Here is a 20,681-nt window from a genome sequence, read left to right on the forward strand (position 1 = left end):
TATATTCCCCCTCAAACTTCCACTATTTCTTCTACACTTAAAGAAGTCTCGTGAGGTACCTCTTCATAGGCAATTATACTAATGTTTTGAATATACTTTAGTATAAACCTTGAAAAAGGATACCTAATACTTTTAGAACATATTATGACAGGATTATATCCCTTCATCATCATATTTTCTAAAGCTTTCGCAATTTTTCCGACTAAAACATTTGAATATTCTGGATCAAGAACCAATACCCTATCAGAATTTCTCGCTACTATAGAGTTTGAAATCTTTTTTTCAACATTCGGATCAAGAGCTACTACATGTAGTTGACCATCATCTGACTTTATACTTTCAACAATCTGTCTTCCTAAAGATATTCTTACCTCTTCAATTAATTTCTCAATATTATTTCCATATTTGTCTACAGATTCAATAAGACTTTCAAAAATCAAAGGCAAATTTCTTACCGAGATTTTCTCATACAACAGCCCATTTATTACATTCTTAAGTTCATGCATTTTTAACATCGTTGGTATTAGGGTATCTACTAAGGACGCATAATTTACCCTTAACCCATCAACCATAATTTCTAATTCTTTTATTCCAACTATCTCATGGGCATACTTCTTTATAGTCTCAGATAGATGTGTTGCAAAAACGCTTGGGGCATCAACTGTTGTGTAACCCTTTTCTACAGCTTCATCTTTTAAACGTTCGTCAATCCAATAAGCGGTTAATCCAAAAGATGGCTCCTTAGTTTTAATCCCAGGAAGTTCTTCTGAAGCCATTCCTGAATTAATAGCCAATAACCTTTCGGGAATTAATTCAAATCTCCCAACTTCTACGCCTTTTAACTTTATTACATATTCATTTGAACTTAACAGAACACTATCTCTAATTCTTATGGGAGGAACTATTATACCTAACTCATAAGCCAATTGTTTTCTAACTACAGTTATCCGGTCTAATAAATCTCCTCCTTGATTTGGATCCGCCAAAGGTATTAGACCATATCCAATATCTACCTCAATAGTATCTCCTTGAATAATCTCCGAAACTTCCTCTGGTGTAGTTAAAGGTGGAGAAAGAGGAACAGTTTTTTGAGGATATTTTGTTTCAACAGTTCCCGCTTGACCGACTGTCTGATATTCTAAATGAGTTTTTTGTACTTTTCGTGTCGAATACCCCAAATAAAGAAGACTTCCTCCTAATACTAAGGAAGGGAAAATCGGTAAAGGAGTAAAAAGCCCTAAAAAAAGAATAAGCGATCCAGTAATACTTAACACTTTATAATCACTTGTAAGTTGTTCTAATAAGTCTTTACCAAAATTATCTTTTGATGCAGTTCTTGAAACTATCATGCCCGCAGAAGTTGAGATTAATAGTGCAGGAATCTGGGCGACTAGCCCGTCTCCTATAGTTAATAATGCAAATAATTCTGCGGCTTCACCAAAATCTAGTCCTTGTTGTAATACACCTATTAGAATTCCACCAACTATATCAATTAAAGTTATAATGAGGCCTGCTATTGCATCTCCTCTAACAAATTTACTAGCACCATCCATTGCTCCATAAAAATCTGCTTCTCTCCTTATATCTTCTCTTCTCTGTCTAGCTTCTTCTTCGCTAATCAAACCTGCAGAAAGATCTGCATCTATGCTCATCTGTTTTCCTGGCATAGCGTCTAATGTAAAACGAGCTGCTACCTCTGCAATTCGCTCTGTACCTTTAGTAATCACAAGAAATTGTATGATTACTAAGACTAAAAAGATTATTAATCCTACTATATAGTTCCCTCCAACCACAAAATCACCAAACGCCTTTACCACTTTTCCTTCAAAGTTTTTTCCTTCTAAAAGAATCAATCTTGTCGAAGATACATTTAAAGCCAATCTGAAAAGGGTAGTGATGAGCAAAAGTGAAGGAAAAATAGATATATCTAAAGCTCTTTTAATATACAATGTTGATAACAATATTACTATTGATAATGCTATATTAAAAAACTGTAGAAAATCTAGCAAAAAAGGAGGAATAGGAATTACCATTAAAATAACTATTCCGACTATTAATATTGAAATAATGATATCTATACCTTTAAAATTTACATTCATTTTGACCCCTCTAAAATAAATTATTGCTATCCAGATATTTTATAAACATATGCCAAAACCTCTGCAACAACTGTATATAATTCTTCAGGAATTTCTTCATTTATATCAACTTCTTCATATAACTTTCTAGCTAAAGAAGGTCTTTGTATTATTGGTATACCATTTTTAAATGCTATATCTCTTATTTTAAAAGCTATTTCATCAACACCTTTAGCTACTACTATGGGAGCGTCCATAGTTTCAACATCATACTGCAAAGCCACAGCATAGTGAGTTGGATTAGTCACAACAACGTCTGCTTCAGGAACCTTCTGCATCATCCTTGTCATTAACATTCTTCTCATTATTTCTCTCTGTCTTTGTTTAATTTCTGGATTACCTTCAATTTCTTTCATTTCTTGTTTTATCTCATACTTAGACATTTTTAAATCCTGTATATACGCATATCTTTGATACCAAAAATCAAATAAACTTAAAATTAATAACGCTAATCCTAATTGAAATAATATGTTTATTATCATATCGAAAATAATTTTGAAAGAAGCTCCAACTTCTTGATCTGATAGCGATAAAAATGTATCCCAATTACCCTTAATTATATTGTATGTAAGAAAACCTACCACAAAAAGTTTGAGAATCGCCTTTAATAACTCTACTACTGATCTCATAGAAAATAGTCTTTTAAAACCGTTAATTGGATTAATACGACTTAAATCAAATTTTAAAGATTTTGACGTAAAAAGAAACTTAGTTTGAATCATACCCAAAATAGAAGAAACTATAACTGAAACACCAAAAAACAAAATTAATTTTATATATAAGTTAATATGCGATTTAATTTCATAAGCGAGTAATTCTGGACCTTCAAATTCTATATTTAAAGCAAAGTAATCATGAAATAACTGTCCTATATCTGATAATAAAGGATTAAATATAAACATAAGCAACATTGACATTGCTAATAAACTCATAGCCATATTAAACTCGTTAGAGACAGGTATATTTCCTTCTTCTCTTGCTTTTTCTAACCGTCTAGGAGTAGGTTGTTCTGTTTTTTCTGGATCTGCAAACAATTGAAGATCTATCTTGACAAAAGAATCATCGATTTTTTTATCCACTCTATTAATTGAAAAAACAAAGTTGTAAATTGATCTTCCCAAATCATGATCACCCCTAAGAATAATAAAAATCCAACTAATATTTCTATGGGTATACCTACCATAAATACATTCACTTGAGGAATTAATCTTGAAACTATCCCAAGTGCAACTTTTATTAATATCATAAATGCTATAACAGGCATTGATAATTTCACACCTATTATAATAACATCAAAAAGTTTTTGAGAAAACAAACTATAATTTTCAAAATTTAAATTAAAAATTACTGGTATTTTATTAAAAGAATCAATGACTAATGTATATAGTATTAAGGGGCCCTTTATTATAAAAAAAAATAAAACACTAAAAAGAAACGAAAATTCTGATAATATTGAAATTTCATCATTAGATAAAGGATCAAAAACATTAGCTACTGAAAAACCCATTTGCATTCCAATTATTTCACCGGCAAACTGAACAGCATAAAAGATAATATTTGTAATTAGCCCTATAGTGATTCCAATTAAAAAATTCAAAACCATATAATAAACCACAGTACCTATTGAAGAATTTACAGGCAAAGTTTCACTTACACTAGGTAAAATTAAATAAGATATAAATAGGGTAATAAAAACCTTCATATGTACTGGTAAAAATTGTGAACTAAAAAGAGGTATGAAAAGCACTATCCCTATTAATCGAAAAAATATAAAAAAATAAATCCACATACTATACGAAAGCGTCTCTAAAATCAACTAAATCATCCCTAAATAATAAGTAAATAAGTTAAAAGTAAAATCAGCCAAGTTTTGCATAATCCATGAAAATAGTAATATCAAGACAAGAAATGTTATTATAATTTTAGGAGCAAACGTCAATGTTTGCTCATGTAATTGGGTAACAGCCTGAAAAATACTGATAATTAGCCCAACAGCTACACTTATTAATAAAATAGGCGAGATAACTTTTAAAAAAACCCATATCCCTTCTTCAAAAATCTCAATAAGAACTTCTTCCGTCATATTATTATCATCCTCCCGTAAAACTTTTAACCAGACCACTAATTAATAGATCCCATCCATTAACCATAACAAAAATCATGATTTTAAATGGAAGAGAGATTAGTACAGGGGGAATCATAATCATACCCATTGAAAGTAAGATACTTGCAACAACCATATCGATAATAATGAAAGGTAAATAGATTAATATACTCATTTTGAATGCTATTTCAAGCTCGCTTATCGCAAACGCTGGTACCAAAATGTTAAATGGAGTCTCTTCAATATTCGATATACTTACATTCATAGCAGAAGATAACATATATATATCATCTTCGTTTTTATGGGCAACAATTTGAGAAATCATAAATGTTTTAAACTCTCCCATAGTAATTTCTATAGCCTCTTTATATCCGATAGTTCCTTCATTATAGGGTAAAATTGCTTTTTGATAAACCCCATTAAATACAGGAAACATAATCATAATTGTCAAAAACAAAGCTAATGCTAATAAAACTTGGTTTGGTGGGGATTGCCTTGTTCCCAAAGCTTGTCTAACAAAACCTAAAACGATAACTATTCTAGTAAAAGAAGTAAAAAGCATCAAAAAACCTGGTGCTAACGATAAAACCGTTACTATAAGTAAAATAGTAAGTGTTGGTGTTAAAATATTAGTACCATCGTTATTATTATTAATTTGAATATCAATTAAAGGAGGATTAGATATTTGTTGAGAGAAAGTCAAAGACCCAATAACTACAAATAATCCCAAAACAACTAATATTTTGATAATTCTACTTTTCTTTTTTACTTTCTTCATCTGTTTTATCTCGCTTTAAAAACTTTGTAAAAGTATTTATAAATTTAGGAGATTCTCCAATAATCTCAAATACTTCGTCTTCATCTACTTTTCTTAATACCTCGCTAGAATTTGAACTTATTAATACCAAATAATATTCATTAAAAACCCTCAGTAGTCCGATATATAGATTTCTATCAATATAATATTTTTTAATGAGAGCTACTTCTTTATTTTTTGGACCTTTTTTTATTGATTTATTTAGAAAGTAATACAATAAAAATAAAATAACTATAAATAATATTATTACAAAAAACCAAATTGTAACATCTAAAGTACTACTGCTAGCGGTCATTGTAGAATAATCTGTAGACATTTGCTATTACTCCAATTTTTGTAAAGCTTCTATAACCCTAGATGGCTGAAAAGGTTTTACAATAAAATCTTTTGCACCTGCCTGAATAGCTTCTATTACCATAGCTTGTTGCCCCATAGCACTACATACTATTATTTTTGCGCTTGGATCTATTTGCTTAATTTCTTTTATTGCCTGTATGCCATCTTTAACAGGCATAGTTATATCCATAGTTACAAAATCCGGATGTAATTCTTTGTACTTATCTACTGCTTCTTGTCCATTTGCTGCTTCTCCAACAACTTCATAATTAGCTTTAGTCAAGATATCCCTCAACATCATTCTCATAAAAGCTGCATCATCTACAATTAGAACTTTTTTGCCCATTCAAGCACCTCCTGAAGTTGACTACTATTATTTTTTTAAAAATTGCTATTTTAAATCTTTGTGTAATTCTTTTTCTAATATACCTATTAAATCAATATATACTATCAACCGATTATCGATTTTGATAATTCCTTTAACATTCTCTGAATAAACATCTTTTTTAGACTGTATCTTTTCCAATTTAGCAGGATCAATAGTTAATACATTTTCTACCTCATCGACCAACATACCAATTTCTTCATCATTAATTCTCAAGACTAAAATATTTTCATACTTATGATCTTCCGAAAGCTTTATTTCTAAAATCTTTGCCAAATCAATAATTGGTACAATTCTACCTCTCAGATTAATTAAACCTTCAATAAAATATTTTGCGTTAGGTACTTGAGTAATATCTGTCATATCTACAACGCTTTCGATATTTTCTATAGAAATTGCATACTCTTGTTCTAAAATCTTGAAAGAAAGTACATCTTCCATTCCGTTTCTCCCCTTTATTTAAAGTCTAAAATACTACATTAATGAAGCAGCATCCAATATTAAAGCTATTCTTCCGTCCCCTAAAATAGCTCCTCCGCTAAACTCTTTTACGTCACTTAATAGAGAACCTAACGATTTAATTACTATATCATCTTGTCCTAAAAGTTTATCAACCACTACTCCATATTTCTTGTTACCTATTCTAACTATAACAATATTTTCTTTTAAAGAAACTTGACTTAGTCCATATCCAAACAAATCCCTTAATCTTACTACAGGAATAATTTCGCCTCTTAAAAGAAAAACTTCTCTATCCTCTACTATCTTTAATTCACCGTCTTCAAGTCTCTGGGTAGTGTCGATATTTGCAATGGGTATTGCATAGACATCGTCATTGACAGTAACCAATAAAGCTTCTATAATAGCTAGGGTTAAAGGTAATCTAATTGTTATCTTAGTACCTTTATCTTTTTTTGTTTCTAAAGAAACTGTACCTTTAAGGTTTTCTACGGTAGCCTTAACTACATCCATTCCAATTCCTCTACCAGAAACCTCTGTAGAAACAGTTTTGGTTGAAAAACCGGGAAGAAAAACCAAATTAAAAATTTCTTCGTCACTTAATTTTGAAGTTTCTGAAGAACTAATCAATCCTCTCTCTACAGCTTTTCTCAAAATCTCTTCCTTATTCATACCTTTTCCGTCATCTTCAACTTCGATTATAACACCATTCCCTTCATGTCTTGCAGATAAGATTAGAGTACCAACTTCAGGTTTTCCCTTGGCAATTCTTTCGTGAGGCTTTTCAATCCCATGATCTAAAGAATTTCTTATTAAATGTACTAAAGGATCCCCAATTTCATCTGCAACCGTACGATCTAATTCCGTATCTTCTCCACGAATGATAAAATTTACCTTCTTCCCTAACTCTTGAGATAAATCTCTAACCAATCTCGGAAAACGGTTAAATACAAAAGATACAGGAACCATTCTTAATTTCATTACAATATTTTGCAAATCCAAAGTTATTCTTGAAAGCTGAGACAAACTCTCATCAACCTCTTTCAAATTATACTTACTTAAGGTTTCAACAATTCTACTTCTTGCGATTACCAATTCTGCCATTAAATTCATCAATTCATCTAATTTATTAATATCAACCCTAATCGTTTTTAGTAATTTAACCTCTTTTTCGTTATTCTCCTGAATATCATCCTGATGTTTATCTTTCTCTAAAACAGCTTCTTCCATAGAATTTATAGAAAATTCATCAACATACACAGATTGCACTTCTGCAATCTTGTTAATAGCTTCGGCTATTTCTCCTACGCTTTTTGAAGTTATTATACCAAATACTAATTCCCTATCAAAATTTTCTTTTTCAATCTCTTCAACACTTGGAAATGTATATACAATTTCACAATCGAGTTCCTCTAATCTATGATAAATAGAATAAGCTCGAGCTTGTTTTAATTGCACATTTTCCAATAAAAGAACCTTAAGAAAATAAAAATTAAGACCTTTCTCCTGAGCTTTTTGATATACATGTTTTAACACATTCATAGTATCTTCACTAATATTAAGGTAATAATCTTTGATATCACCATTTTGAGAGGGACCATGCTTTTTTGTTATCGCATTATTATCAGCCTTTTTTGTTTTAAAATCTTCCAAGTAATTATCTAAATCAACCTCTAATTTCTTTATTTCCGGTATTTCACCCTTTCCTCCAGATGCAATATTGTTTAAACTTTCTTCAATAACATCTGCACATTTAAAAAAGAGGTTCATCATATCATGATTTAATTCAATCTTATTATTTCTTAGGAGATCAAGGATACTTTCTAGTTTGTGAGAAAACTGAGCTAAAATATCAAACTCCATGGTACCTGCCATACCTTTTAAAGTATGTATAATTCTAAATATACTATTAATTATTTCCTGATTTTCTTTATCTTTCTCAAGTTCTAACAGAAGATCATTTAACTGTTGAATATTTTCTTTTGCTTCTTCTAAAAACACTGTCAAATAGACATCCATATCTGGCAAAATTATCCCCTCCTCAACTTTAATAACTTAGATAATTACTTAAGTTTCCCCATTCTTTTATAGACTTATCTGCTTGATTGCGGACAACCTTTAACGCACTCCATAAAGCATAATACGAAGCCCTTTTTCTTATATCTTCCCTGTTACCATCAAAAACTTTTTTAATAGAAAACAATCTACCTTGAAAAGACATCCCAAAATGAACCGTTCCTACAGGTTTTTCGTTTGTTCCTCCTTCTGGTCCAGCTATACCACTTACAGAAATGCATAAATCAGTTCCTGTAAGGTCATACAATCCTTTAGCCATTTCCAAGACAGTTTCTGTACTAACTGCACCAAATTTTTCTAACGTATGTTCCTTAACCTTTAATATTTTTTGTTTCAACTCATTTGAATAAGTGACAACAGAACCTAAAAAAACCTGCGATACCCCAGGTACGGAAACAAAAATATCAGAAATCATTCCTCCAGTACACGATTCTGCAAAAGAAATCTTACAATTCTGTTTTAACAATTCTTGAAAGAGTGTAACTTCCAAACTATTTAATCCTATATAATTATCAGGAAATTCCTTTACTATCGCTTCATATACATTATCGAATTCCTCTTTATTGTCGAATCTTAATCTAATACTGGGACCTATGTATTCCTCTATTTTTGTAGAATAATCAATATTATTCACATATTTCGAAATGTTTTCCATAAATTCTGCTTCAGTTAATCCATAAAAATATAAGGTATATTCGTACTTTTTAATAGACGAACCATCTTTTAATTCAGGTAAAATAAAATGATCGAACATATATGAGGCTTCTCTAAAAGGTCCAGGCAATAGATAAATAACTTTTTTATCTAACTCAATTTTTTGTCCTGGAGCGCTCCCTCTTAAATTTGGGATTACTTTTGCGCCCTCAATAACATAAGCTTGTTTTTTTAATATATCAAGTGATTTGGAAACTTTTTTGTTGTAATACTGTTCAATATATTTGTATACTGCTTCATCAAATATAATATCTAAGTTTAATACTTCAGCTACTGCTCGTACTGTCAAATCATCTTTTGTAGGACCTAGTCCTCCTGTCAAGATAATTATATCACTAATATTCAATGAATCATCTATAGAATTTTTAATTAGCTCTAGATCATCCTTTACCTCAATAATTTTTAGTGTTTCTATACCAACTTCTTTCAATTTTTGAACAATATAATTAGCGTTTCTATCAATTATAATGCCTTCAGTAAGTTCACTACCTGTAGCAATTATCGAAGCCTTTTTATACAACAATTACCACCTCTGTTTTTTGCCACGACTTTTATAAACTCTTAAATGTATTTTATCATATTTTCATCTAATATTTATCTATTAATATTAACTATGATAATATATAATAAGTTGTCTATAAAATAACAAATAACATATAATATAATTAAGCATATTTTAGAGGGGGTTAAACCTAATAATGAGTAGGAATATAATTGAAGAAGCACATAAAATAATCTATTTCTTTCCTAGATACCATCAAGAAAAAGATCCTTTTAAAATTCTGATAGAAACAATATTATCTCAAAGAACAAAAGATGAAAACACTGAAAAGGCAACTAAATCATTATTTTCAAAGTACAAAAATGTTTATGAACTTTCAAAAGCCCGTCCAGAAGATCTATATGACTTGATAAAACCTTCGGGTATGTATAAACAAAAAAGTAAAAGGATAGTTGAAATCTCAAAAATAATTGTTAAAGACTACGATGGAAAAGTTCCTGATAATCTTGAAGAACTTTTAAAACTACCTGGTGTAGGCAGAAAAACTGCAAATATTGTATTATACGTAGGCTTTGGTAAAAATGCATTAGCGGTCGACACACACGTTCACAGGATATCAAATAGACTTGGTTGGGTAAAAACAAAAAAACCTGAGCAAACCGAAGACGAACTGAAAAAAATAATCCCACCTGAGCTTTGGGGACCTTTAAACGGCGCAATGGTTAATTTTGGTCAAAAGATATGTAAGCCAATCTCTCCAAATTGTCATGAATGCTTTTTAAATGATGTATGTCCTTCAGCATATCAATTTTTGAAAACAAATAAAAAGTAAAAAAGTCTCTCAAACCGAGAGACTTTTTGTTAAGGGATAATAAAATTATTTTTGTTTTTCTTTGGATTTTCACCCTTCAAACTTTCAAGTTGCTTTAACAGTTCTGGTGAAGCAACGCTTATATTACTTTTATCTTCTTCTTCTAAGAATTGACGCAATTTTTCTTGAAAATCCGCATATTGCCTTTTAAAATAATCAACATCATTATCAACCCAGTTAATGATTCCCTTGGTAATACTTTCAATCTTCTCTTCGTCAATTTCTTCCTTTTCGTCGCTTAATTGATTAAGTAGTACAAATTCTTCTTTAACTGCCTCTTTAACTTTATCTTCGTCTAATAAATTGTTTTTCCTTAATATTCTCAAAGCAACATCTGTTCGAAATTTAAGATCTTCTAAAGACATTTCTAAACTATCTAATCGTGCCATTAATACTTGTAAAAGTTGATCTAATGAAATTTGCATTAAAAAGCCTCCTATAATTAATTACTGTTTTCTCAAATATAAGCTACAAATAATACACTATTAACTTTAATAGAAAAATTCTGATTTTAAATCCCGCGTCATTAAATCATATATAGCTTTTTTTGGTTCCAGTTCCTCGTATAAAGCTTCATAAATCTTAAACGCAATAGGCATTTCAATATTTTTAGCTCTAGCATCGTTATAAACAGCTTTCGCAGTGTATACACCCTCAGCTACCATCGACATTTCTTTGATTATTTCACCTAGATTTTTACCTGTTGATAGCTTTTCTCCAACATATCTATTTCTGCTATGTAAACTAGTACAAGTCACCACTAAATCACCAACTCCAGCTAAACCCATAAACGTCTCTTTCTTACCTCCATAATGTCTACCATATCTATTTATTTCAACGATTGCTCTAGTAATAAGTGCGGCTTTAGTGTTATCCCATTTTCCAAAACCATCTATAACCCCTGCGCCTATCGCATAGATATTCTTGACTGCACCACTAATTTCAACTCCAATTAAATCTTCATTAGAGTATACTCTAAATGTTTTACTGCTAAATATTTTTTGAATATACTCGTTCATTCGTCTCTTTTTACTTGCTACAACAACGCTAGTAGGTACTCCTCTTGAAACTTCTTCGGCATGACTTGGACCACTCAATGTACAATAATTGAAATCTCCAATAATCTCTTTAAAAATATATTGTGGAAGTTTTAATGAGCTAATTTCCATTCCTTTCGAAAGATTAACAAATATCGTTTTACGTTTTAGTTTGGATTTATCTATGCTATTTAATACCGCTCTTATATACTGAACAGGAATAGCTATCACAGCAATATCTGCATGCTCTAAGCTTCTATTTATATCGGGTTCTGTTATAATGCTATGAGGTATTCTAACTCCTGGTAAATAACGTAAATTTTCGCCTTCATCAATAAGGGACAGTACTTCTTTACTTCTATCCCAAATTTTCACCTGATGACCATTATTTAATAACATAAGAGATATTGCTGTACCCCAACTTCCACCACCTAAGACAGTAACTTTAACCATTATTCTTCTAACTCCTCAGCTATTTTGTTTACAGCTTCTTTAACGGCCGGAGTCCTATAAGCTTTTGCTATATCATCTAATTTAACTAACCAATTATTATTACCTTTTGAAACCTCAATAAAAAAAGATTGAAAAAAACCGTTATCGTTACTAAAAATTTTCAAAAGATAGTTACTCTCTGGATTGCTACAATTATTATATACATCACTTACAAAGAAAACTGTATCTGCATGTTTGTATTTATAATTTTTCAAAGACTTTAACTTCGATAAATTAATTGATTTTATTTTCTTATGTGACAATATATTTTCTCCCTCTATTAATCTTCGAATTGGTTTTTTACTTTTTTTTCTAGAAATCAACAAAAATTTAGATCTTCCCTCAGTTTCCCATTTTGCTTCATATCTGGTTTTTATAGGCATTTCAAAGTTGGTTTTTAAGGGACTAACATCAAAGCAACCATTGCGCATGAATCCATTTTTAACTTCTTGAGCATACCATTGAACATCAGTTGTTAATAACACTTCTCCATTAGGTTCTAAAACAGATGATAAAGTATCGATAAAATCCCCTGTAAAAAGCCTTTTTTTTGAATGTTTTTTCTTAGGCCAAGGACATGGAAAATTGACAATTACCTTATAAATTGAATCATCTGAGAAAAATTCTCGAACAGCAAACCTTGCATCTTCTAAAATTATCCTAATATTACCCAAATTAGAGGTAAAAATCTTCTTTTGAATTTTATAACAAGAAATTAATGATGTTTCAATCCCAATATAATTAAATTCTGGATATTTTTTTGCTAAACCAACTAAAAATTCTCCTCCACCAAACCCGATTTCTACAATAAGCTTTTTATTGTTACAAAAAATTTTAGACCAGTCAATTGGGAAAAAATTAATTTCTTTAGTATATATTTGATATTTTCCTAAAAAAGAATAATCCAACTTACTCCTCTCTCTTAATAAAGGGAAGTCCCCATTTACGTCTCAATGTGATAAGGTGAAAATAGTATAATTAATTAGCGACTTCTGTCTCTGCTGTATTCTCGCTAACTGGCTTTGTTTCACCCAAATATTGTTTAACCTTTCGATGTAATTGTGATTTCTTTCTAGCTGCATAATTTTTATGAACAACTCCCTTTGATTGGGCTGTATCAATAATTTTAAATGCTTTATCCAATAGTTGTGCAACTTTTTCTTTTTCTACATTTGCTTTGATACTTTTATCTATCTCTTTTTGTATTTCTTTAATTCTCTTCATATATCCTCTATTCTTAATCCTTCTTTTTTCAGATTGTTTAACTCTTTTTTCCGCAGATTTTGAGTTTGGCACTTAATTCTACCTCCTTATTATTTTGAAAAACTCACTTTATAAATTCAGATTCTATTTTTATAAAATCTTTATTTCTTTATCTTTTTCGGTACTTGTACCAGGGAGGGGTGAGGGCTCCGCCCTGGACCCGTTATAAATTCAATGCTTACTTCTAGAAAATATTCATTTCTAAATTCTCTAATTTTGAATACTCTTTTTATAAATTCAGATTCTATTTTTATAAAATCTTTATTTCTTTATCTTTTTATCTCTTTCGGTACTTGTATCAGCGAGGGGTGAGGGCTCCGCCCTGGACCCATTATAAATAATAGAATTATTTATAACCCTAGAGCACTTCTCAATTCTTTAACTTTATCTAACTTCTCCCATGGAAATTCAAAGTCGTCTCTTCCAAAATGTCCATATGCAGCTGTTTTTTTATAAAAAGGTTGAAGTAGGTTTAAATTTTCGATAATAGCAGCAGGCCTAAAATCGAATATTTCTCGAACTACTTTATAAATTTTCTCTTCATCTACTTTTGCTGTTCCTCTTGTATCTATATTTATAGAAACTGGTTGAGCGACACCTATAGCATAAGACAACTGAATTAAGACTTCCTCAGCAGCACCACTAGCAACTAAATTTTTTGCCACATATCTAGCCATATAAGTTGCAGATCTATCAACCTTTGTAGGATCTTTTCCAGAAAAAGCACCTCCACCATGAGGAGCCCAACCTCCATAGGTATCAACTATTATTTTTCTTCCTGTTAAACCTGTATCTGCCTGAGGTCCTCCGATAACAAATCTTCCGGTAGGATTGATTAATATCTTGGTATCTTTTGTAATAAGTTCTTGAGGAATAACAGGTTCAATCACATATTTCTTAATTCCCTCTTCTAGTTCTTGCCGTGTAACATCGGGTGCATGTTGTGCAGATATTAAAATTGTATCTATTGCAACAGGTTTAAAATTCTCGTCATATGCAACTGTAACTTGTGTTTTTCCATCTGGCCTTAAAAATTCTACTACCTTTGACTTCCTTACTTCAGATAACCTTCGTGCGAGTCTATGAGCTAAGACAATAGGCATTGGCATATAAACATCTGTTTCGTTTGTTGCATATCCAAACATAATTCCTTGGTCTCCAGCTCCAATGCGATCATACGGATCTATCTTATCTTTTTTGGTTTTTGATTCAAAAGATTTATCTACTCCCATAGCAATATCTGGAGATTGTTCTTCTATTGCAGTTACTACTGCACATGTTTCACCATCAAAACCAAACTTAGCCCTGTTGTAACCTATCTCAAGAACCGTATTCCTTGCAACTGTAGGTACATCTACATAAGCGCTTGTCCTAATCTCACCAGTCACTACAACTAAACCTCTAGTAACAAGGGTTTCAACAGCAGACCGTACATTTATTCTATTATCTTTAGGTTCTTTTTCTAACAATGTATCAAGTATTGCATCAGAAATTTGATCACAGATTTTGTCTGGATGTCCTTCTGTTACGCTTTCACTTGTAAAGAGCATTTTCTTCATTATTCGTCCTCCTATTATCTTATCTTCTTACCAACATTAGAAATTCTAAAATCTGAAATAGATATATTTTTCATATTTGATTTTTTACATAATACCTTTTCAATCCTAATCTTTACTGACTCTTAATTTCTTTAACTTTTCGGTACTTGCACCAAAGAATGGGAAAAACTATGACCTAGAACCATCATAAATTTAAAATCCCATTTTTATTAAACAAGTTGATTTGAAATTCGACAATAAACAAAAATCCGACTCTAATTATATCAAAAAAAAATGATTCGTCAACCATTAAAGAGAAACATTAGATTAACTTTTTGAAATTCTTATTAATATGGTTTTACAAACTTTATATTATATGTTTTCTCATTTCCCCAAAAATCTTCTAAAACTATTTTACCTCTCAAATCTCCAGAAGTATTATGTGAAAATGCAGAAAAATCATTAACAACTATTGGAGTCATGTTGTAATCAGAATACATTTTAATCCAGTAAACAGATGCTGTAGAAGCGTAAGCATAAATAATATCGGCGTTATATACCTCATCTTCTTTTAACTTACTAAAATCGACTTTATAAGTTAAGATATCATTTATGTATAGGGATACCTTTTTTGGAACTATAGTTGAGTTATCTCCCAACTTTTCTCTAACTCTAACATCAATTTTAGGATAAACACCTGCATATTCTACTATATTTTCCTGATTATCAGAAATATCAAAATACTTATTATTAGAACGAATTTGTATAAGCTCTAATTGTTTTGATCTTGTCTCTTGATACTCTAAAAATTCTAAAGCATCATAAATGATTTGCCCCTCAGAAGTCTCTTCTAGCACTTCAAAATGTAAATGAGGGGCTGTCGCTTCTCCGGTAGCCCCTGAGTTTGCTATAATTTCGTTGGCTTTTATTGGTATTTCTCCTGTGGGAAATACTATTTCAATTCTTTGATTACCAAATTCTTCGCTAACAAGATCCACATATCTGGAAATTTTGTCAGAAAAACTTTGAAGATGAGCATAACCAGTTATTAAACCTGTATCTTCATGCATTATAAAAACAGCGTTTCCATATAGATTATCATTTATCCATACTTTATACAGGTATCCGTCTCCACCAGAATAAACCGGAAGTCCTGTCCTTCCAAAAGTTGAAAAATCTATACCCAAATGAAAATGGGAAACTGGCCCTGTATTCCTATATTCACCAAATGCTGCAGTAATGTAAGAATTTTTAATTGGTAGTTGAAAAAGTTGTGCATATAAAGATAATGAAACAACCACCAAAATAAAAAAGATAGAAATATATTTCTTTATCAAACTTAATCCCTCCAAATTTTTCTTTTATAATATATTAGATAAAATCAAAAAAAGACTATAAAAATAAACACAAAATAAGTAAAAAACTAGATAATACTACTCGTTAGTGCCTGTTGGAGTGTCTTGAAATAACTTGATGTATTTAGAAGGGACCATCATTTTTACAGCATGCTTATAAACTAGTGATTGCTCGCCGCTTTTCTCTAAAAGAATAGTATAATCGTCAAAAGATCTAACTATACCGCTGGTTTGAAATCCCCCTTCTAAATATACTTTAACTTCTATCTTATTGATACGTAAAATATTCAAAAATCTATCCTGCAAGTTAAATTTTTCAGCCACTTTTATCACCCCTATTTTTGTTGTTTTATTTTAAGAATAATTTCTCTTATAGCATAATCTTCAGAAATTTCACTCAAATTTAACCACAATGCGTCTTCAAATCTTCTAAAATAAATTATCTGTCTTCTAGCATAGTTCCTGGTATTTACCTTTATTTTATGTACCATTGTATCATAATCTAATTCACCTTCTAAATATTTTATCACTTCTTTATATCCAATTGTATTTAGTGAATTTAAATTTTTTGAAAACCCTGCTTCTAGTATTTTTTTGACTTCTTCAATAAGTCCCTCTTCAAGCATTTTCTCAACTCTCAAATTAATTCTTTCATGTAATTCTTTTCTATCTCTATCTAAAACAATTATTTCATAGTCATATTTTGGTCGCTCAGGTCCTTCATACTTTATTAATTCTCCCATTCTTTTCCCTGTAACAATGTATATCTCAATAGCTCTTATCGTTCTCTTAATATCGTTTGGATGTATTCTTAAAGCACTTTCAGGGTCTATATCAGTTAAAATTTTTCTAAGTACTCCTGGATTTTCATTTTCTAGTTTTCGAAGATGAGTTCTTACACCATAATCAGATTTAACGTTTAAAAAACCCTTTTGAAGAGCATCTATATATAGACCAGTTCCTCCCACTAGTATTGGAATTCTATTATTCATAATTATCTCATTAATTGTTTTTTCTGCGACCAGTTTATAATCATAAGCAGTAAAATGTTGGTCTAATTCAACAAATCCAAACAAATGATGTTTTACCAATTTCATTGCTTGTTCATCAGGAAACGATGTCCCAATTTTTAAATCTTTATAAACCTGTCTTGAATCTAAACAAACTATTTCACCGTTTAATTGCTGGGCTACTTTTATTGAAATTTCTGTTTTTCCAACAGCTGTAGGTCCCGTAATTATTAAAACCTTATCTTTGTTGTTCATTTCTTTTCAATCACTCCAAAAATAACACCACTTTTTTTGCTCCCTATTTTCAAATCAAATTGAAACTCATCCCAAATAGAGTCATAAATACGAGCCTTAACTACTACTCTTTTTTTGGAAATTCTAATCATATTCTCTAAATCAATTTTGTCTATCTTATCATAATTTGCGAACTTTCTTAGAGGATTAATAGAATTTGATTTTAATTGAGGATTTTCAAACATTGGATCACAATACACAATATCATAGCAATTGTCATCTTGCTTCTTTATAAATTCTTTGTAATTTTCATGATATATTTTGATTTTTTTAGAAGATTCTTTCAGCCATAATTCATCAAATTGATATGCATTTATACTCTCTTTTACAACTAAATATATTGGAAATGAAGCCTCAATACCTATTATTTCTCTACAAAAATAACCTAGTAGAAGAGCATCACTGCCAAGTCCTAATGTCAAATCCAAAACTACATCATTTGCATCAGGTTTCACCGATTCTATCAAATAATCATTCCCATTTTTTAAATAATTATTAAGTCGTATTTTCGAAACAGAAGGATGGAAAAACAATCTTCCATCCTTCCACTTACAATCTACTGTTAAATTTTTATTTACAACAAAATAACTGTCAATGTTTTTCAAATAATTCTTTAAATTTTTTCTTTCGTAATAGATCCCGTTATATTTTGTAGCTAGTTCCATAGCCTTATGAACCTGTTTCTCACAAGGGTCATGGGATGTTGTGAATATCCATTTGATAAAATCCTCCATCATTAAGCAGTACTCCTTTTTTCTTCAATTCATCCTCTAAAGAGGAGATAATTTGTTCTCTTTCTTCAATCTTTTTTTGTAACTCAATTTTTTTTGAAGCTAAACTTTCATATTCATTTTTTAAAGAATGATAATACATAACTAATCTCATTATTTGGTAAACCATGAAAAAAATAATAAATATTAAGGCAAGCAACACAAAAGTCCTCCACAAATAGGAAAAAAAATTATTATTATTCTTATGAAAAATATTTTTTTTAGTTTTTTTACCTTCTAAATCAATGAAAGGCACGTTTTACACATCCCATTAAAGTAAACTTGCTTACCCTTTCAGTCCAGTTCTTGATATTCCCTCCACAAAATACTGTTGTAAAAACAAGAACAATATGACTACTGGAATCATAGAAAATGTAGAAGCAGCCATAAGCAGATTGTAAATCTCACCCGCATCAGTCCTGAAATTTTGTAAACCCACAGCAAGGGTTCTCATTTCAGGGCTTTTTGTTACAATTAAAACCCATAGAAAAGCATTCCAACTACCAACAAACTTTAACAATCCACCTGTTAAAATTGCGGGTTTACTTAAAGGTACCATTACGGTCCATAAAAACCTCCAACTACTTGAACCGTCTATCTTAGCTGCATCCCATAAATCATTTGGAATTGTCATAAACTGTTGTCTAATTAAAAAAATAGCAAACACACTAATAACCCACGGAACTATCAATGCATAATAACTGTCTATCCATGAGAATTTGCTAATAGTTATATAGTTAGGTACTAATAGCACTTCACCAGGAACCATCATAGTAGCTAAAAATATAGTAAAAATGGCATTTTTTCCCCAAAAGTTTAATTTTGCAAAAGCAAAAGCGGCCATTGAAGCAAAAATAACCTCTAACAATGTAGTTACTAAAGCTACAAAGATAGTGTTTATATAATATCTAGAAAAGGGAGCAGAATTCCATGCATCAACATAATTTTGAAATACATTTGCTAATCTTTGAGTAAAACTAAAACCAACTTTACTATATGGCTCTTCATCGACTAACCAAACTGAAGGTACATTGTTTGTATATATTTCAATCCTGGAATTGTCTTTAAACAAGATTTTATCTATAAAAGAAGGAGCTTGATCAATCTTAACTTTTGATGTTGAATCAATGTAAAATACATCAAATTCTTTAATAATTTTATCATATTCTGTCCTCTTTTTCAAAATACTTTCAAACTCTGCTTGTTTATTTACCACATTTTGTATAAGAAAATTATATTCACCTTGAGAAAGAACACTTTTCGCATTTTCAAGAGTAACTCCTCTGTTTACTAGGGTCCTTAATATATTAACCCAAGTTTGTACTTCGGTAGGTTCTTGTGCTAAACTGCGTTCAACTTCACTGACAAACATTCTTTCAAAATATGACACAACTTCTTTGTTCAAAGAATTAATATTTTTAGGGCTCGCAAGATCTCTCACTATTACTTTAAAATATTCTGGAAAATTCATATTTTCCAAATCGTTTATGAGATTATTATATTTATCTTGCTTAGTCGGAACTTGAAAGGAAATATAAACTTTGTCAAGTGTTTTATCCTGTATTTGGCGATACTCGTTTTGAAAATAAACATAAAAAATCAAGGAATTAACTTCTTCAATCAGAGGATTATAGATGTTACGTTGAATTAAAGTGTTTGTGTTGCGTAGAATATCATCCTCAAATGTGTCTACTTTTGATAAAAAGTTTACAAGTAATTCCACAATTTCTTCTACTTCTTGCTGTTTTACCAGCCTCAATTCTGGTTTATATTGACTTAATTGTTGATTTATCGAGTTAGCCTCTTCTCTAATATTTGTAAGATAATCAATAAATATTTGTTTGGAACTTTCTATTTTTTCTATTTCTATAGCATCCATTGCAGGGGTAACCCTAAAATAAGGAAGAAGATTTATGTTTCTTTCTAAAGTTAAGTTGATAAAATCAGTTATTTTCGTTAGAGTTTGCTGAACCCTTCTTATAGTCAACGTTTGCCTGTAATAACCATCTGATTTTGAAAAGAGACTGTAATAGATAGTTTCAAAATTCTCTAACGTATAAGCCTCTTTAGACAATATACTTTTAAGATCATCTCTTAATTCAAGATTTTTTATATATTCAAAAATGTTTGATAATAATGTTTCTACATCAGAACTCTCAGAATAATTAATATTTCTAAGCAATATTTCAAACTGGCCTCTTCTAACATAATCACCTTCAATATTATAAACTAACCTATATGGATTATGCTTTTCTTCGACCGCTAACGTTCTAAACTCCTCTAAACTCAAACCCCGTCTGATATCATACGACGAAGGGGCAACTTGTAAATTTAACGTCCATTCTTTTTTAAAATTTTTTGTAGACCACGTAGGTGGCCATTCATTAATTTCGCTTGGCGCTTTTAATGAAGTAACAATCATCCAAGCAAAGGGTAATAACATCATAATAGCTCCCGCAGATAAAAGGAGATATACAACCAATTTCCACATTGTCTTTAAAAAATTGCTATAGTTCAAGA

General features: G+C 30.5%; 22 protein-coding genes. 1 reads left to right on the plus strand and 21 read right to left on the minus strand.

The features are described from left to right. Positions 1-11 precede the first annotated feature (11 nt). The 10 genes from flhA to DTL3_RS08030 are packed head-to-tail and all read right to left on the minus strand — an operon-like array spanning position 12 to position 9,549. A complete protein-coding gene (flhA, locus tag DTL3_RS07985; protein WP_045088260.1) occupies positions 12-2,099 on the minus strand; it encodes a flagellar biosynthesis protein FlhA in 2,088 nt (695 codons plus the stop codon). Positions 2,100-2,125: 26 nt separating this feature from the next. Beyond that, the gene (flhB, locus tag DTL3_RS07990; protein ID WP_052670526.1) at positions 2,126-3,217 is read right to left on the minus strand and encodes a flagellar biosynthesis protein FlhB; all 1,092 of its coding nucleotides are present in this window, start codon (positions 3,215-3,217) and stop codon (positions 2,126-2,128) included. Then, positions 3,181-3,927, minus strand: a complete 747-nt coding sequence (gene fliR, locus DTL3_RS07995; RefSeq protein WP_171820601.1) for a flagellar biosynthetic protein FliR — start codon at positions 3,925-3,927, stop codon at positions 3,181-3,183. Before fliR ends, flhB begins: the two co-directional genes overlap by 37 nt. Positions 3,928-3,954: 27 nt before the next feature. After that, complete coding sequence (gene fliQ / locus DTL3_RS08000; RefSeq protein ID WP_045088262.1) at positions 3,955-4,221, minus strand: flagellar biosynthesis protein FliQ; 267 nt, start codon at positions 4,219-4,221, stop codon at positions 3,955-3,957. Positions 4,222-4,228: 7 nt separating this feature from the next. After that, entirely contained in the window at positions 4,229-5,020 is a 792-nt protein-coding gene (fliP, locus tag DTL3_RS08005; protein WP_144403507.1) for a flagellar type III secretion system pore protein FliP, read from the minus strand. Next, positions 4,995-5,375, minus strand: coding sequence for a FliO/MopB family protein (locus DTL3_RS08010; RefSeq protein ID WP_045088263.1), 381 nt, complete (start codon positions 5,373-5,375; stop codon positions 4,995-4,997). The genes fliP and DTL3_RS08010 overlap by 26 nt, the downstream gene beginning before the upstream one ends. Positions 5,376-5,381: 6 nt before the next feature. Further along, positions 5,382-5,741, minus strand: coding sequence for a chemotaxis protein CheY (gene cheY, locus DTL3_RS08015; protein WP_045088264.1), 360 nt, complete (start codon positions 5,739-5,741; stop codon positions 5,382-5,384). Between the two features lie 45 nt (positions 5,742-5,786). After that, a complete protein-coding gene (locus DTL3_RS08020; protein WP_045088265.1) occupies positions 5,787-6,221 on the minus strand; it encodes a chemotaxis protein CheW in 435 nt (144 codons plus the stop codon). A 33-nt stretch (positions 6,222-6,254) separates the two neighbouring features. Beyond that, the gene (locus DTL3_RS08025) at positions 6,255-8,258 is read right to left on the minus strand and encodes a chemotaxis protein CheA (RefSeq protein WP_045088715.1); all 2,004 of its coding nucleotides are present in this window, start codon (positions 8,256-8,258) and stop codon (positions 6,255-6,257) included. 28 nt (positions 8,259-8,286) lie between these two features. After that, a complete protein-coding gene (locus DTL3_RS08030; protein ID WP_045088266.1) occupies positions 8,287-9,549 on the minus strand; it encodes a CinA family nicotinamide mononucleotide deamidase-related protein in 1,263 nt (420 codons plus the stop codon). 178 nt (positions 9,550-9,727) lie between these two features. Here DTL3_RS08030 and nth point away from each other — a divergent pair, with 178 nt between their 5' ends. Next, positions 9,728-10,363 (plus strand): endonuclease III, encoded by a 636-nt coding sequence (gene nth / locus DTL3_RS08035; protein WP_144403509.1) that lies wholly within the window; start codon positions 9,728-9,730, stop codon positions 10,361-10,363. A 29-nt stretch (positions 10,364-10,392) separates the two neighbouring features. On the opposite strand, the gene DTL3_RS08040 is transcribed toward nth, so the two are convergent. The 11 genes from DTL3_RS08040 to DTL3_RS09740 all read right to left on the minus strand — a co-directional run bounded on the left by DTL3_RS08040 (position 10,393) and on the right by DTL3_RS09740 (position 20,679). After that, positions 10,393-10,827, minus strand: a complete 435-nt coding sequence (locus tag DTL3_RS08040) for a hypothetical protein (RefSeq protein ID WP_045088267.1) — start codon at positions 10,825-10,827, stop codon at positions 10,393-10,395. 66 nt (positions 10,828-10,893) lie between these two features. Beyond that, complete coding sequence (locus tag DTL3_RS08045) at positions 10,894-11,892, minus strand: NAD(P)H-dependent glycerol-3-phosphate dehydrogenase (RefSeq protein ID WP_045088268.1); 999 nt, start codon at positions 11,890-11,892, stop codon at positions 10,894-10,896. Beyond that, the gene (trmB, locus tag DTL3_RS08050) at positions 11,892-12,839 is read right to left on the minus strand and encodes a tRNA (guanosine(46)-N7)-methyltransferase TrmB (RefSeq protein WP_045088269.1); all 948 of its coding nucleotides are present in this window, start codon (positions 12,837-12,839) and stop codon (positions 11,892-11,894) included. Before trmB ends, DTL3_RS08045 begins: the two co-directional genes overlap by 1 nt. Positions 12,840-12,909: 70 nt before the next feature. Then, positions 12,910-13,227, minus strand: coding sequence for a 30S ribosomal protein S20 (gene rpsT / locus DTL3_RS08055; RefSeq protein WP_045088270.1), 318 nt, complete (start codon positions 13,225-13,227; stop codon positions 12,910-12,912). 317 nt (positions 13,228-13,544) lie between these two features. Next, the gene (metK, locus tag DTL3_RS08060) at positions 13,545-14,753 is read right to left on the minus strand and encodes a methionine adenosyltransferase (protein WP_045088271.1); all 1,209 of its coding nucleotides are present in this window, start codon (positions 14,751-14,753) and stop codon (positions 13,545-13,547) included. A 326-nt stretch (positions 14,754-15,079) separates the two neighbouring features. Next, complete coding sequence (locus tag DTL3_RS08065) at positions 15,080-16,069, minus strand: M23 family metallopeptidase (protein ID WP_045088272.1); 990 nt, start codon at positions 16,067-16,069, stop codon at positions 15,080-15,082. Between the two features lie 96 nt (positions 16,070-16,165). Beyond that, positions 16,166-16,411, minus strand: a complete 246-nt coding sequence (gene hfq, locus DTL3_RS08070) for an RNA chaperone Hfq (RefSeq protein WP_045088273.1) — start codon at positions 16,409-16,411, stop codon at positions 16,166-16,168. An 11-nt stretch (positions 16,412-16,422) separates the two neighbouring features. After that, positions 16,423-17,352: a tRNA (adenosine(37)-N6)-dimethylallyltransferase MiaA gene (miaA, locus tag DTL3_RS08075; protein ID WP_045088274.1), complete on the minus strand. Its 930-nt coding sequence runs from the start codon at positions 17,350-17,352 to the stop codon at positions 16,423-16,425. Further along, positions 17,349-18,128, minus strand: a complete 780-nt coding sequence (locus tag DTL3_RS08080; protein WP_052670441.1) for a class I SAM-dependent methyltransferase — start codon at positions 18,126-18,128, stop codon at positions 17,349-17,351. The genes miaA and DTL3_RS08080 overlap by 4 nt, the downstream gene beginning before the upstream one ends. Beyond that, positions 18,085-18,324, minus strand: coding sequence for a hypothetical protein (locus tag DTL3_RS08085; RefSeq protein WP_144403510.1), 240 nt, complete (start codon positions 18,322-18,324; stop codon positions 18,085-18,087). The genes DTL3_RS08080 and DTL3_RS08085 overlap by 44 nt, the downstream gene beginning before the upstream one ends. A 123-nt stretch (positions 18,325-18,447) precedes the next feature. Then, entirely contained in the window at positions 18,448-20,679 is a 2,232-nt protein-coding gene (locus DTL3_RS09740; RefSeq protein WP_197539524.1) for a carbohydrate ABC transporter permease, read from the minus strand. Positions 20,680-20,681 lie beyond the last annotated feature (2 nt).

The sequence above is a fragment of the Defluviitoga tunisiensis genome (assembly GCF_000953715.1).
Classification (GTDB): domain Bacteria; phylum Thermotogota; class Thermotogae; order Petrotogales; family Petrotogaceae; genus Defluviitoga; species Defluviitoga tunisiensis.

Coding starts and splice junctions, on each gene's coding strand:
- flhA (WP_045088260.1), bottom strand. CDS start 2,099: ATGAATGTAAATTTTAAAGGTATAGATATCATTATTTCAATATTAATA.
- fliR (WP_171820601.1), bottom strand. CDS start 3,927: ATGTGGATTTATTTTTTTATATTTTTTCGATTAATAGGGATAGTGCTT.
- fliQ (WP_045088262.1), bottom strand. CDS start 4,221: ATGACGGAAGAAGTTCTTATTGAGATTTTTGAAGAAGGGATATGGGTT.
- fliP (WP_144403507.1), bottom strand. CDS start 5,020: ATGAAGAAAGTAAAAAAGAAAAGTAGAATTATCAAAATATTAGTTGTT.
- DTL3_RS08010 (WP_045088263.1), bottom strand. CDS start 5,375: ATGTCTACAGATTATTCTACAATGACCGCTAGCAGTAGTACTTTAGAT.
- cheY (WP_045088264.1), bottom strand. CDS start 5,741: ATGGGCAAAAAAGTTCTAATTGTAGATGATGCAGCTTTTATGAGAATG.
- DTL3_RS08020 (WP_045088265.1), bottom strand. CDS start 6,221: ATGGAAGATGTACTTTCTTTCAAGATTTTAGAACAAGAGTATGCAATT.
- DTL3_RS08025 (WP_045088715.1), bottom strand. CDS start 8,258: ATGGATGTCTATTTGACAGTGTTTTTAGAAGAAGCAAAAGAAAATATT.
- nth (WP_144403509.1), top strand. CDS start 9,728: ATGAGTAGGAATATAATTGAAGAAGCACATAAAATAATCTATTTCTTT.
- DTL3_RS08040 (WP_045088267.1), bottom strand. CDS start 10,827: ATGCAAATTTCATTAGATCAACTTTTACAAGTATTAATGGCACGATTA.
- DTL3_RS08045 (WP_045088268.1), bottom strand. CDS start 11,892: ATGGTTAAAGTTACTGTCTTAGGTGGTGGAAGTTGGGGTACAGCAATA.
- metK (WP_045088271.1), bottom strand. CDS start 14,753: ATGAAGAAAATGCTCTTTACAAGTGAAAGCGTAACAGAAGGACATCCA.
- miaA (WP_045088274.1), bottom strand. CDS start 17,352: ATGAACAACAAAGATAAGGTTTTAATAATTACGGGACCTACAGCTGTT.
- DTL3_RS08080 (WP_052670441.1), bottom strand. CDS start 18,128: ATGATGGAGGATTTTATCAAATGGATATTCACAACATCCCATGACCCT.